13 protein-coding genes are annotated in these 13587 nt (G+C 58.7%); 6 read left to right on the top strand and 7 right to left on the bottom strand.

All coding sequences use genetic code 11. The annotated features are described in order from the left end of the window. Positions 1-334: 334 nt before the first annotated feature. The 4 genes from EDD52_RS03975 (at position 335) to EDD52_RS03990 (ending at position 5677) form a co-directional block, all read left to right on the top strand. On the top strand, positions 335-1357 hold the full coding sequence (locus tag EDD52_RS03975; protein WP_132242099.1) for a glycosyltransferase family 2 protein: 1023 nt from the start codon (positions 335-337) through the stop codon (positions 1355-1357). Between the two features lie 205 nt (positions 1358-1562). Continuing rightward, positions 1563-2549: a glycosyltransferase family 2 protein gene (locus EDD52_RS03980; protein ID WP_132242928.1), complete on the top strand. Its 987-nt coding sequence runs from the start codon at positions 1563-1565 to the stop codon at positions 2547-2549. After that, positions 2546-4243 (top strand): DUF5927 domain-containing protein, encoded by a 1698-nt coding sequence (locus EDD52_RS03985; protein WP_132242101.1) that lies wholly within the window; start codon positions 2546-2548, stop codon positions 4241-4243. The genes EDD52_RS03980 and EDD52_RS03985 overlap by 4 nt, the downstream gene beginning before the upstream one ends. 3 nt (positions 4244-4246) lie before the next feature. After that, entirely contained in the window at positions 4247-5677 is a 1431-nt protein-coding gene (locus EDD52_RS03990) for a sulfotransferase family 2 domain-containing protein (RefSeq protein ID WP_132242103.1), read from the top strand. Positions 5678-5743: 66 nt separating this feature from the next. Here the strand turns inward: EDD52_RS03990 and EDD52_RS03995 are convergent, their stop codons facing one another. The 6 genes from EDD52_RS03995 to EDD52_RS04020 all read right to left on the bottom strand — a co-directional run bounded on the left by EDD52_RS03995 (position 5744) and on the right by EDD52_RS04020 (position 9586). Then, entirely contained in the window at positions 5744-6208 is a 465-nt protein-coding gene (locus EDD52_RS03995; RefSeq protein WP_132242105.1) for a PTS sugar transporter subunit IIA, read from the bottom strand. A 60-nt stretch (positions 6209-6268) separates the two neighbouring features. Next, a complete protein-coding gene (hpf, locus tag EDD52_RS04000; RefSeq protein ID WP_132242107.1) occupies positions 6269-6832 on the bottom strand; it encodes a ribosome hibernation-promoting factor, HPF/YfiA family in 564 nt (187 codons plus the stop codon). A gap of 265 nt (positions 6833-7097) precedes the next feature. Further along, positions 7098-7856: an LPS export ABC transporter ATP-binding protein gene (gene lptB, locus EDD52_RS04005; protein WP_132242109.1), complete on the bottom strand. Its 759-nt coding sequence runs from the start codon at positions 7854-7856 to the stop codon at positions 7098-7100. Next, entirely contained in the window at positions 7856-8344 is a 489-nt protein-coding gene (locus EDD52_RS04010; protein ID WP_132242111.1) for an LptA/OstA family protein, read from the bottom strand. Before EDD52_RS04010 ends, lptB begins: the two co-directional genes overlap by 1 nt. Before the next feature lie 12 nt (positions 8345-8356). Next, entirely contained in the window at positions 8357-8962 is a 606-nt protein-coding gene (lptC, locus tag EDD52_RS04015) for an LPS export ABC transporter periplasmic protein LptC (RefSeq protein ID WP_132242113.1), read from the bottom strand. Positions 8963-8974: 12 nt separating this feature from the next. Continuing rightward, positions 8975-9586 (bottom strand): ribonuclease D, encoded by a 612-nt coding sequence (locus EDD52_RS04020; RefSeq protein ID WP_132242115.1) that lies wholly within the window; start codon positions 9584-9586, stop codon positions 8975-8977. Positions 9587-10543: 957 nt separating this feature from the next. Here EDD52_RS04020 and EDD52_RS04025 point away from each other — a divergent pair. Continuing rightward, the gene (locus EDD52_RS04025) at positions 10544-11203 is read left to right on the top strand and encodes a sugar transferase (RefSeq protein ID WP_243651831.1); all 660 of its coding nucleotides are present in this window, start codon (positions 10544-10546) and stop codon (positions 11201-11203) included. Positions 11204-11245: 42 nt separating this feature from the next. On the opposite strand, the gene EDD52_RS04030 is transcribed toward EDD52_RS04025, so the two are convergent. Continuing rightward, a complete protein-coding gene (locus tag EDD52_RS04030; RefSeq protein ID WP_132242119.1) occupies positions 11246-11797 on the bottom strand; it encodes an NADPH-dependent FMN reductase in 552 nt (183 codons plus the stop codon). Between the two features lie 127 nt (positions 11798-11924). Between EDD52_RS04030 and EDD52_RS04035 the strand changes: the two genes are divergently transcribed. Next, complete coding sequence (locus EDD52_RS04035; RefSeq protein ID WP_132242121.1) at positions 11925-13583, top strand: thiamine pyrophosphate-binding protein; 1659 nt, start codon at positions 11925-11927, stop codon at positions 13581-13583. Positions 13584-13587: the final 4 nt, after the last annotated feature.

Raw genomic sequence — 13587 nt, forward strand, 5'->3', positions numbered from 1 at the left:
CTCGGTGAAAAGAGGCGACCTTGCAGACGACGACGGCCAATCCGGGTCGGACGCGATCAAAGCGTTTCCCGGTGGTCGACGTCGTCACGCTTCTTTCTCCCGAAATGCGGCATGCAGAGGCGCGATTGCTGCAGGCCCGAGATCACTACCGAAATCACGCCGTGATGCGTCGATCTTCGCTCTGATCGGCAGGGTTTTGTCGCGTCCCGGTTTCCAATCGCGGCACCCAGATATTCGCCGTGTTTATCCTGCCGGAAGGAGCGCCCAGGCTACATGCCCTCATCCGACAAGAACGTCGCAAGTGACCATGCGATCTTCGTCGGGGCGCTAGGCCATGACCCAGCTGGCACAGCACGACCTCTGGACCGGGTATAAGCTTCGATGGAAACGGCGCAGGTTGCTATTCAGGGCGTTTCGCAAGCGTCGGCAGCTTGAACCCGTCATTGATCGAACCGGGTCAATCCCGTCCGACGGCATCCTTGTCTTCACGACCGTTCGGAACGAGGCCCTGCGCCTGCCGTTTTTCCTCGACCATTACCGGCGGTTGGGAGTGACGCAATTCCTGATCGTCGACAATGGCAGCACCGATGGCACCAAAGAGCTGCTCGCAGATCAGCCGGACGTCTCGTTGTGGCACACTTCCTACAGCTACCGGCTTTCACGGTTCGGGCTGGACTGGCTGACCTGGCTGATGATCCGCCATGGTCATGACCATTGGTGCCTGACCGTCGATGCAGACGAAATCCTGATCTATCCGCATTGGGAAACACGCCCCCTTCCGGCCCTGACTGAGTGGCTGGACGAATGCGACACCCGTTCCTTTGCAGCGATGATGATCGACATGTATCCCAAGGGGCCAGTCAACGCGCAGCGCTACGAGGCCGGGCAAGACCCATTCGATGTGCTCGAATGGTTCGACCGGGGCAACTACCGGATCCAGATGCAGGACCCGCTGAAGAACCTCTGGATTCAAGGCGGCGTACGGGCACGGATGTTCTTTGGCGACAGGCCAGAGCGCTCGCCTACGATGAACAAGACCCCGCTGGTCCGCTGGGACAGGCGCTACGCCTACCTCAACTCCACACATGCGTTGCTGCCCCGGCGCCTGAACGAGGTCTACGCAGAGCAGGAAAAGCTCTCGGGCCTGCTGCTGCACACGAAATTCCTCGACACGATTGTCGAAAAATCCAAAGAGGAAAAACACCGCAAGGAGCATTTCAACAATAGCAGTCTATACGACAGCTATTACGATGCGTTGATGACGGCACCAGAGCTGTGGTGCGAACGGTCGACCCGCTATCTTGGCTGGCGCCAGATGGAATCTCTCGGGCTTATGTCGCGAGGCAACTGGATATGACGCGCGACAAGTTTACTGGACGGATCAAAACGCCTATAGTCTGTTACAAATATCCAAACGACCCGGGGCCGCCCTCAACTCAAGCGCTTCCCTTTTTACAGTGCCAAGACCAAAGTTACGTTAACCAGTTCGGAATACACATGAGACAACGACCCGATGCAGTCGTTGCGAGGGATATGAATTGAGTTTGATCGATTCATACAAGCTGCGCCTTGAGCGCAAGAGGTACCAGGTTCGCGCCCGGCGCAAGAGCCTTGGCCTGCGCTCTGTTGCGAACCGAACCCGCGCCATCCAACCGGGCCAGATCCTTCTGTTTTCCACGATGCGCAACGAACTGGTCCGCCTGCCCCATTTCCTGCAGTATTATCGCGACCTTGGCATCGACCATTTCCTGATCGTCGACAATGACAGCACGGATGGCACGCGTGAATACCTGCAACAGCAGTCGGACATTTCGCTCTGGACGACCAAGGACAGCTACCGCGATGCGCGCTTCGGCGTCGATTGGCTGAACTGGCTGCAAAGCAAGTATGGCGACGGTCACTGGACGCTGGTCGTCGATCCGGACGAGCTGTTCCTGTACCCCTTCTGCGACTCGCGGCCGATCCAGGCGCTGACGGATTGGCTGGACAACTCGTCTATCCGATCGTTCGGCGCGATGCTGCTGGACATGTATCCCAAAGGGCGGCTGGATGCGCAGCGCTACAGACCAGGCCAAAACCCGCTGGAGATCGCATCCTGGTTCGACGCGGGCAACTATACTATCAGCCGCAACCCCAAATTCTGGAACCTCTGGATACAGGGGGGGCCAAGGTCGCGGGTCTTTTTTGCGGATGAGCCCGAAAAAGCCCCCGCGCTCAACAAGGTGCCACTTGTTCGGTGGAAACGGCGCTATGCCTATGTCAGCTCGACGCATATGCTTTTGCCGCGCGGGTTGAACAATGTTTACGATCAGGGCGGCGGCGAAAAGGCCAGCGGCGTCCTGATGCACACGAAATTTCTGGACACCTTCCCCGACAAGGCAGAGGAAGAGTTGAGCCGCAGGCAACATTATTCGGGATCAAAAGAGTATATCGCCTATACCGATGCCCTGCGCCATAACCCCGACCTTTGGTGTAAGTTCTCGGAAAAGTACATAAATTGGCGACAGTTGGAAATTCTGGGCCTCATGTCGAAAGGAAATTGGACGTGACCGTCGGCATTGTGATGCTGGTACATACCGCGCTTGACCGGGCCGCGCAGGTGGCGCGTCATTGGTCCCGTGCGGGCTGCCCGGTCGTGATCCATGTCGACAAGGCCGTGCCGCGGTCGGAATTTGACAGGTTCGCATCCGATCTCTCCGACGTCTCTGACCTCAGTTTTGCGCCCCGTTATCGTTGTGAATGGGGCAGTTGGGGCATTGTCGCCGCGACACAGGGCGCGAGCGAAATCATGCTGGATCGTTTCAAGCATGTCAGGCACGTCTACCTCGCGTCCGGAGCCTGCCTGCCCCTGCGCCCGGTGGCAGAGCTCGTTGCGTATCTCGACGACCATCCCCAGACCGACTTCATCGAAAGTGCCAGCCTGGCGACGGTGCTCTGGCCGGTTGGTGGGCTGGACCACGAAAGGTTCACGCTAAGATTTCCGTTTTCCTGGCGAAAGCACCGCTACATCTTCGATAAATATGTCGACTTTCAACGCCGAATTAATTTCCGAAGGCGCATTCCTGACGGCCTCTCCCCGCATCTGGGCAGCCAATGGTGGTGTCTGACTCGGCAAACGCTTTCGGCCATCCTTCAGGATCCGGCCCGCAAAACGTATGACAGGTATTTCCGGCGGGTCTGGATCCCGGATGAGAGCTACTTTCAGACGCTCGCACGGCGCTACTCGGTCAAGCTGGAAAGCCGTTCGCTGACACTGTCGAAATTCGACTTTCAAGGCAGGCCGCATATCTTCTACGACGATCATTTGCGTCTTCTCAAACGGTCCGAATGCTTCGTCGCCCGCAAGATCTGGCCGCGTGCAGACAGGCTGTACGAGTCTTTCTTGTCCGATTCTGCCGATGCTCTGAACACGACAGAGCCAGACCTGAACAAGGTTGACCGGCTGTTCTACAAGGCCACCCAGCGCAGGATCAAAGGTCGTCCGGGCCTGTATATGCAAAGCCGCTTTCCGCGGGGTGGGTATGGAAACGCCGGCACGGCCGCGAAATATTCGGTGTTCGAAGGTTTTGCCGATCTCTTTCAGGATTTCGACGACTGGCTGTTCAATGCGACCGGCACCAAGCCGCACGGGCATCTCTTCGGCCCGGATCGTGTCGAATTTGCGGGGGGCAAAACGATCGTCGAAGGGGCCCTGACCGACAGCGCCGCCCTGCGTGATGCCAATCCCCGAGCCTTTCTGACCAACCTCATATGGAACACGAGGGGCGAACGGCAGTGCTTTCAATTCGGTCCTGCCGACAATCAGCGGATCAGCAAGACCATCGCCCATGACCCGAACGCGCAGATTTCCGTTATCAGCGGGGCCTGGGCGATCCCCCTTTTCCGGTCGAACCTGAATTTCTCTGAGATCCGCAAGCAAGTCACGCGGCTACAGAAGATCGAGGCCGAACATCTGGCTGTCTTGCGATCGTCCAAGGCGAACGCCCGGATCAGGATCTGGACACTGTCGGAATTTATCGAATCACCGATCGGGTTGATGCAGCCCATCATTGATGAAATGTGCCAAAATCCCGCACGACGATTGGCAGAGGCCCCGCGCATGGTTGATCTGACGGGCTTTGGTCAGTTTCTGCAAAACCTCAATAACCAAGGCGTGCAGCCCTATCTGATGGGGGATTTCTGCAGCGAAGCCGCCCTGATCGATGACCCGGCGGTTGCCCAGAAGCCATATTTGGTGCGCTGACAGATGTCCTCACGTTTTGACTATTTCGTGGTGTTCGCTGAAATGCGCACCGGCTCCAACTTTCTGGAGGCCAATCTCAACGAACTTGACGGGATCACCTGTCACGGCGAGGCGTTCAATCCGAACTTTATCGGTTATCCGAATTCAAAGGACGTTCTGGGCGTCACCCAGACGCAACGCGACCGTGACCCAGAACTGCTGATCGGGGCGATCCGCGACCAGACCCCGGGATTGGGGGGCTTTCGCTTCTTTCACGATCATCACCCCGGCGCGCTTGACCTGATCCTGAATGATCCGCGCTGTGCCAAGATCATCCTGACGCGTAATCCGGCAGAAAGCTATGCCAGCTGGAAGATTGCGAAAGCCACCGGCCAGTGGAAACTGACCAATGTGGAGCGCAGGAAGGACAGTCTCGCGTGGTTCGACGCCGCAGAATTCGAAAACCATTTGGCACAGCTGCAGGCGTTTCAAATTCGTCTTCTGAATGCGCTGCAGACCTCCGGACAGACGGGTTTTTACATCGGCTACGAAGATCTGCACGACATCGACGTCATGAACGGTATGGCCACGTGGCTTGACGTGCCCGCCCGTCTGGACAGTCTGAACAAGAAGCTGAAGCGTCAGAACCCCGAACCTCTATCCGAGAAGGTCGCCAATTTCCCAGAGATGGAGACGGCGCTTGCCCGGCTGGACAGGTTTAACCTGACCCGTACGCCGAATTTTGAACCGCGGAGGGGTCCGCAAGTCCCCAGCTACGTTGCGGCCCCACAAAGCGCCCTTCTGTACATGCCGGTACGGTCAGGTCCCGAACAACAGGTTCTGGACTGGATGGCAGAGCTGGACGCGGGCAATGAGCGTGACTTGCAAACCCGATTTTCGCAGAACAGCCTGCGGAAATGGATGCAGGCGCATCCCGGGCATCGCTGCTTCACAGTCATCCGGCACCCGTTGGCACGCGCCCATTCCGCGTATTGTACGAAGATCGTCTCGCGTGGCGCGGGAAGTTTCGCGAGGATCCGGCAGACCCTGCAACGCGCACATGGGCTCGACCTGCCGGATGATCCGACGCATTCAAGCTATGACGTCGCCCAGCACAAGGCCGGATTTGCCGCCTTCCTGAAGTTTATCAAGGCCAACCTGAACGGACAGACTGCGATAAGGGTCGATGCGCATTGGGCCAGCCAGTCACAGTGCCTGCAAGACATGTGCGCCTTCGCCCTGCCCGACATGATCGTGCGCGAAGAGGAGATGGCCGCATACCTGCCAGCGCTGGCTATGCAGGTCGATCATGGCGCACCGCCCGACCCGCTGGTTGCGCACGCCGACGCACCGTTTACCCTGGAGGAAATATACGACGCCGAGCTGGAGGCGCTGGCACGCGATGCCTATCATCGCGATTACCTGAGTTTCGGGTTCGAGGATTGGCAGCCCTGATTCAACGCCGCGCCGCGCACCAAGAATTGGACGCGGCGGAGTAAGCCTCTTCTGAAACGCGGCGGGTCAGGCGACGGCGGCGGTCTCGCCCTCAGTCAGGATGCTGTAAAGCGTCGCCGTGTCCGGATTGGCGCGCAGTTTTGCGCAGATCGACGATTCCCGCAAAGTCCGGGAAACCAGTGCAAGCGCCTTGAGATGTTCAACGCCCGCATCTTCGGGCGCGAAAAGACCAAAGACAACATCCACGGGCTGGCGATCAACGGATTCGAAATTGATCGGCTTTTCCAACAGGATGAACGCGCCGACCACATCCGACAGCTCGGGAATGCGGGCATGGGGCAGAGCCACCCCGTGGCCCACACCTGTGGGCCCGAGGCTTTCGCGTTCCATCAGCGCCTCAACCGCGGCCGGGGCGCTGATGCCATAGGCAGTTTCGGCCAGATCAGCCAGGTCATGCATCAGTCGTTTCTTGCTGGAAACTGCGCCAACAACCTTGACCGCTTCCGGTTTCAAAAGCTTCAGAAAGTTCATCACATGCCTGTTTTCTGGGCGAGTCGTTCACAGCCTTGCGGCGTGCTGCCTCGTGGTCGATTAAGGGTCGATCCAACCGATGTTACCGTCATCGCGGCGGTACACCACGTTCACCCCGTCCTTTTTTTCGTTCCGGAACACGAGGACCGGCGCGCCGGCAAGTTCCATCTGCATCACCGCTTCACCAACGGTCAGGGATGGGATCTTGGTCTCCATCTCCGCCACGATGATCGGCTGCAACGTGTCCGTCTCCGACTCTTCCGACTCGGAATCGCTGGCGAGGATATACGAGGCTGCCCCGAAAAGTTCAACGGGTTCCGTCCGGTCCTTGTGGTGATCCTTCAGGCGGCGTTTGTAGCGACGCAGCTGCTTTTCCATTTTCTCGGCGCAGCTATCGAAAGAGGAATATATTTCAGTGGCATAAGCCTTCGCAGTCGCGGTCAGGCCAGTCGAAAGGTGCACAGTCACCTCGCAGACAAATTCATGGGCGCTCTTGGAAAAGATGACATTCGCGTCGGTGGGCCGTTCCGCATATTTCTGAACGACTGAGCCCAGTTCGTCCTTTACATGCGTTTGCAGGGCTTCGCCGACATCGATGTGTTTGCCTGTGATCTGGTAGAGCATCCTGAGATCCTTCTTATCTGACACTTCGGGCATGGGCGCACTGGGAAATCCGCAATGCGTCAGGTCCGAAGCGGGGAAAAAGACATCATTGCGAAAGAGCGTTGGCCCTCCATCGGAGAGTCCGGGATGCGGCGCACGGTGGTCGATCGCAGTGCTGTCATGACACCCATTTGAGGCGAGACGCAGGCCCACTGTCAATCGAATCCGGCCGCGAAACGCAGAAATTCGTACAAAATTGCGCCGTCTTCGGCCGGCTGCCCCTAGGTCAGGAGATCTTGAAGTTGTCGCCCAGGTAGACGCGGCGCACATTTTCGTTCTGGACGACCTCTTCGGGCGTGCCGGACATAAGGACAGTCCCGTCATGCAGGATATAGGCCCGGTCAACGATCTCCAGCGTCTCGCGGACGTTGTGATCCGTGATCAGCACGCCGATGCCCCTTTTCTTGAGGTCGGCCACCAGATGCCGGATCTCGTTGACAGAGATCGGATCGACGCCCGCAAAAGGTTCGTCCAGCAAGAGGTATTTCGGATCCGCCGCAAGACAGCGAGCAATCTCCACCCGGCGCCGCTCGCCCCCCGATAGCGCCAGCGCAGGGGCACGGCGCAGATGTTCGATGGAAAACTCGCTCAGCAACTCTTCCAGCCGCTCGCGTTGTTTGTGATGGTCCGACTGGCTGATATCCAGAATGGCGGCGATGTTGTCTTCGACCGACAATCCACGGAAGATCGACATCTCTTGAGGCAGATATCCGATACCCAGCTTCGCCCGTCGGTACATTGGCAGGTAAGTCACGTCGCGCCCATCGATCTTGACCTGCCCGCCCTCGGGGCTGACCAGACCGGCAATGGCGTAAAATGTCGTCGTCTTGCCGGACCCGTTGGGACCCAACAGGCCAACAACCTCCCCGCGCTGCAACGTCATGCTGACGTCGCGGATCACCACCCTTTTGCGATAGCTCTTGCGCAGGTGTTCGACGGTCAGGCCGCTGTCGCCCTCCGTCACGGTCAGTTCCGGCGGTGCCATCACTGGTCGCCGTTCTGAAGAAGCGTTTTCACCCGCCCGCTCATCTGTGCGGTCCCAGCATCCAGATCGACGACCATACGCTCGGACGTGACAGCGCTGGCGCCTTGCGTCAAAAGCACGTTGCCGGACATCTCGATGACGCCGCCTTCGATGTTGTAATCTGCCCGCTGCGCCTCGGCAGCATCCTCGCCGCTCACCAAGGTAACACCGCCGGTCGCTTCAAGCCGATCAATCTTGCTGTTGTCTTCGGTGAACACGACAAGCACACGCGGTGCAGCCAGGCGCATCTCGCCTTGCCCGATGACCACGTTGCCAGTGTAAAGCGCAGTCCCGTCAGATTGGTTGATCGACAGGTTGTCAGCGGTAACTTCCACCGGTCCGGAACTGTCCTGACGGGAGGCACCAAACGCGACATTCGCCCCTTGGGCATAAAGCGGCAGGGGCAGAATCAAGACGAGCGACAACAGCGCGGTACGGATCGGCAACATTGGGCAGACTTTCTAGTTTTGCGGTTCGTATACCAGTTTTACGCCATCGGTGAACAGTAAACGAACATCCTCGCCGTTTTCGATCGTCTCGATCCGCATGCGCCCGGCATTGATCGTGCCGGCGGGCCCGTCGGCCTGCACCGGCCCGGTGCTCTCCGCCTCGATCCGACTGAGGGACGAGACCAGCCCGGCGGTCCGCATGACATAACCAGTAGAGCTTTCGATCAGCACATCTCCGGTCAGAACTGCGGTGTCGTCAAGATCGCTGATCGTGGCATCATCCGCCGTCAGCATGATCTGGCTTTCGTCCTTCATTTTCATCCGGGCGGTGACGTCATTTGCGAAGGCCCGTCCTGCCTCCGTCGGGTCCGGCCGACCCGAAGTGGCAGAGATGGTCAGGCTTGCGCCGTTATTCGTGGTGCCGGAAAAATAGGGAGCGGTCACTTGCTGGGACTTGGCCCGGTCGGCCAGTTCCGCGTCACTGAAGGGCAGTTCGGTGCTGGTTTCAAGATCGGTGGACAGCAGGAAGACCGTCGACAACAGCCCGAGCGCGGCCAGCGGCAGCAGGATCTTCAGCCACGAGATGACGTGCGAATATATGCCTGCTGAACGCACCATTCCCGGATCCGCCTAGTGAGAGAAAATGTCGATTTCAGGCCAACCCGCGAGGTCCAGCCTGGCCCGCATTGGCAAAAAGTCAAAGCAAGCCTGCGCCATCTCGGTGCGCCCTTCACGGGCCAGCATTTCATCAAGCGCCTCGCGCAACCGGTGAAGGTAAAGAACATCCGACGCGGCATATTCAACCTGGGCGCGGGTCAGCTCAGCAGCGCCCCAATCGCTGGATTGCTGCTGCTTTGAAATGTCGATGCTTAGCAATTCCTGCAGAAGGTTCTTCAGCCCGTGGCGGTCCGTATAGGTGCGCACGAGTTTCGACGCGATCTTGGTGCAGTAAACCGGTGCCGTCAGCGCCCCGAAAGCATTGTACATTGCTGCAATGTCGAAACGGCCAAAGTGGAACAGCTTGAGCACATCCGGATCTTCCAGAAGTCGGCACAGGTTCGGCGCAGCATCCTGACCCTTGGCAACCTGCACCAGATGCGCATTCCCGTCGCCCCCCGAAAGCTGGACAACGCAAAGCCTGTCACGATGCGGATGCAGGCCCATCGTTTCGCAGTCAATCGCGACAACGGGTCCAAGATCTAGATCATCGGGCAAGTCGCCCTGGTAAAGAGTGTTCGCCACGGAGCTTCCCTTCCTTGGTCTGTTGCCTGTCAGGTAAACTCTCGAAGAGACGCTTGCAACTGCGGGCAAGCACCGTGACTGATGCCAAGAAGAGTCCGACTGACGCTAATGCGCGAAAACGCATGGCCTGAACAGTGTCAGCGATTCGGAAAAATCATCACGGATTGACACAAATCCCGACAAAATCTGAAACATATTGTAACAATGCCTTGTGTTTCGCCATGCCAGCATCCGCCAGGACCAAGAGCGCAATCACCCTTGCGTAGAACTTTGGCGGTCCGGGACAGGGCAGTCTTCGCGCGATCTGAGGCAAAAGGTCGTCGAGCCCACTCAGGCCACCATTTCCCCATCTATGCCTTTGATTGCACGTCGCGCAAAGATCGAAAGCCCAGCTAAATTCATATAAATAAGGCGGTTGCACCGGCGTCGCGTACCATCCAAACGCAGAAAGGCAACATTCCCGATTTTCAGGCAGTGTGAACGAAGCCAGGTTTCGGCCAAAATCCAGCCGCACAACGGGCATAATTCGTCGACTTTTCCCCTGAAATCTACCCGCGCAAAAACTTAGGTCAGCTGTGGAAAATGTCGCATGGCAGCCGCTCAAATCAACCTAAAGATGTTTGAACGGCCGCCAGTTGACGCAAACACGCCGGAAGGGCATAACCCGATGAGACAGTTAAAGTTTAAGTAACTTTCGAGTAAATGTCGCAGGAAGCTTTGGGGAAGGTTGACGGTGACAGTAATGAGTGAGGCTCAGTTTTGTACCGCCCGACATCACCACAAGGTTCCAGGTCCAGAAGAACCGGATACCCAATCTTTGGCTTTGGGGTGACATCGCCGCGCGAGACCGGGAAAACCGGCCTGTTGGCGATGACTGATGATGTCTGGACGTTTCATTTCATGTGCTGATTTTCCGCCTTCAAAGGGGACGGTTTAGTGACTTTACATATGACAAACATGACGCCTAGCGCAGAGCGCGAAGCTGATGTTGCTCTGACGTCCGGGCTTGGCCTGGCTTATTCCGGGTTTGGCAAGCGTTTCTTGGACGTCGCTCTGGCAATCATTGCGTTCATTCCGCTGCTGGCGATCATGATCGTTCTGGTTCCGCTCATCATGCTTGATGGCGGTAACCCGTTCTATTTTCAGGAACGCATAGGTCGTAACGGCAAGCGCTTCCGGATGTGGAAGTTGCGCAGCATGGTGCCCCATGCCGACGCGGCGTTGGCCTCTTACCTTCAACAGAACCCCGAGGCGAAGGCGGAGTGGAACCATAGCCAGAAGCTGCGCTACGATCCGCGCATCACCCGCATCGGTCGGATCATCCGCAAGACGTCGCTGGACGAGTTGCCGCAGCTTTGGAATGTGCTGATGGGCGACATGTCCATGGTTGGTCCGCGTCCGATGATGCCTTGTCAGCGCGGCATGTATCCGGGAACGGCATATTACGCTCTGCGCCCCGGCATCACTGGTTTCTGGCAAATCTCTGCCCGCAACAAATCCGGCTTTTCCGAGCGCGCCGCGTTTGACACGGATTACCTGCATCGGCTGTCTTTCACGACTGATGTGAAAGTCTTGCTGCGTACGGTGGGCGTTGTGCTGCGTGGAACAGGCTATTGAGGAGACCGGGCCGCGTCCTCGCGGCCCCTTCGCCGCAGCGGCTTAGCTTTTCCGACGCAAAGCTTCGCTGCGCAAATTCCCCATAAGCTCCTTCAGAACTTTCTGATATTGCTCGTTAGGTAACCTGTCGGCCTCGTCGAACTCGCTTGTCGGCCTCGCCAAGTGCATTTCCGGCCCCGGTAGCACATGCGGCCGGAAGGGGTTGAGGCACAATCGCAGCACCCATTGCGACCGCTCTCCACCCGCGCGCCCTGCAGCTGACGACATCACCGCGACGGGCTTGTCCAGCCAGGGGTTGCCTTCGGTACGGCTGACCCAATCCAGCGCATTCTTAAGCACGCCCGAGATGGCCTTGTTGTATTCCGGCGTAGAAATCACGACGGCGTCGGCAAAGGCGATCTGGTCGGCAAGCAGTTGAACCTCTGACGGGATGCCGGGGCCGTCCTGTATGTCTTGGTCAAACAGCGGCAATCGCAGATCGCCCATCATGAATTGGGCGTCTTCGAAATACCGTGCGGCTTCATGCACAAGTTTCGTATTTGTCGATGCTGCACGTAAGGAACCGGAGATACCCAGCAAGGTCAATTCAGTCATGTCAATCCTCTGATGTCATGTGGATTGAACGTAGCCCCGCCAGCTCTTCGCGCAAGGCCGGTCTCGACTTGCGCTTGTTGCTGCGCTGACGCAGTGTCACGCAAAGGGTTAACGTAAGGGGCGACAGATGACACGGCACGGCGGACAAATACTTGTCGATCAACTGGTCGCGCTGGGCGTCATCCGCGTGTTTTCCGTCCCGGGCGAAAGCTTCCTTGCCGCGCTGGACGGGCTGCATGACAGCGGCATCTCCAACATCGTCTGCCGCCAGGAAGGCGGCGCCGCGATGATGGCGGAAGCTCATGGAAAGCTGACCGGACGTCCGGGCGTTGCCTTCGTAACCCGCGGCCCGGGTGCGACCAATGCCAGCGCAGGCGTCCACGTCGCGCGGCAGGACAGCACGCCGATGGTGCTGTTTGTCGGTCAGATCGCACGCGGCCACCGCGATCGCGAAGCATTTCAGGAAGTGGACTACCGCGCCATGTTTGGCCCGCTTGCGAAATGGGTGGCAGAGATCGAGGACACCGCCCGCATTCCCGAATACGTCGCCAAGGCATTCCGCGTGGCATCGTCGGGCCGTCCGGGCCCGGTTGTTCTGGCGCTGCCCGAAGACATGCTTTCGGCCAAAGCCGACGTGCCGGATTTCAGCGGCAGGGGCGCCAGTCCTTCTCGACCCTCGCCGGACGATGCACAGGCCCTTCTTGACCGTTTGCACCAGGCGGAACGTCCGCTGGTCGTTGCTGGTGGCCCATGTTGGAGCGCCGATGCTGCCCGAAACCTAGCCAGATTTGCCGAAACCCAGCAGATCCCCGTAGCCGTCAGTTTCCGCAGGCAGGGGCATCTCGACAACCGCCACGCCTGCTATGCCGGGGACCTTGGCGTCGGGGCCAACCCGAAACTGGTACAGCGCCTGCGCGACGCAGATTGCCTGTTGCTGCTTGGCACCCGGTTCGGCGATATCGAAACGGCGGGTTACACGCTGGTCGACCCTTCCAGGCCGGACAAGACCATCCTGCACGTCCTGCCCGACCCTGACGAAATCGGCGCCGTCTATGGCGTTGACGGATCGCTGACCTGCACGGCGCCTGCGGCATTGGACGTGCTTGCCGAACTTCCGGGAAGCCAGGGATGGCCCGACTGGACGGCCTCTGCGCGCGCCGATTACGAAAGCTGGCGCGAGCCGACCGAAACGCCGGGAGAGGTGAAGCTGGAACGCGTGATGCGCTGGCTGTCAGACACATTGCCGGACGACGCGATCATCACAAATGGCGCGGGAAATTACGCGGCCTTCATCCACCGCTACTACCAGTTCCGGCAGCATGACAGTCAGGTCGCCCCGACCTCCGGCTCCATGGGATACGGGTTCCCGGCGGCGACTGCGGCCAAGCTGGAACATCCTGACCGGGTGGTGGTGTGCATGGCGGGCGATGGTTGTTTCCAGATGACGCTGAACGAAATGTCCACGGCCGTGCAACATGGCGCTGCTGTTATCACTGTTGTCGTCAACAATGGGCGCTACGGCACGATCCGCATGCATCAGGAAAAGACCTATCCGGGCCGCGTGTCCGGCACGGAAATGGCCAATCCCGACTTTGCGGCACTGGCAAAGGCCTATGGCGGCCATGGTGAGCGGGTGGAGAAAACCGAAGAGTTTGGCGCAGCCTTTGAACGCGCGCTCGCCTCTGGCCTGCCTGCGGTGATTGAAGTGGTCACCGACCCTGAAATGCTGTCAACCACGATGACGGTCAGCCAATTCCGGGCATTGGGCGAGAAGGCGAAAGGCTAACGCC

Origin of the sequence: Primorskyibacter sedentarius (assembly GCF_004342065.1) — a bacterium.
Taxonomy (GTDB): domain Bacteria; phylum Pseudomonadota; class Alphaproteobacteria; order Rhodobacterales; family Rhodobacteraceae; genus Primorskyibacter; species Primorskyibacter sedentarius.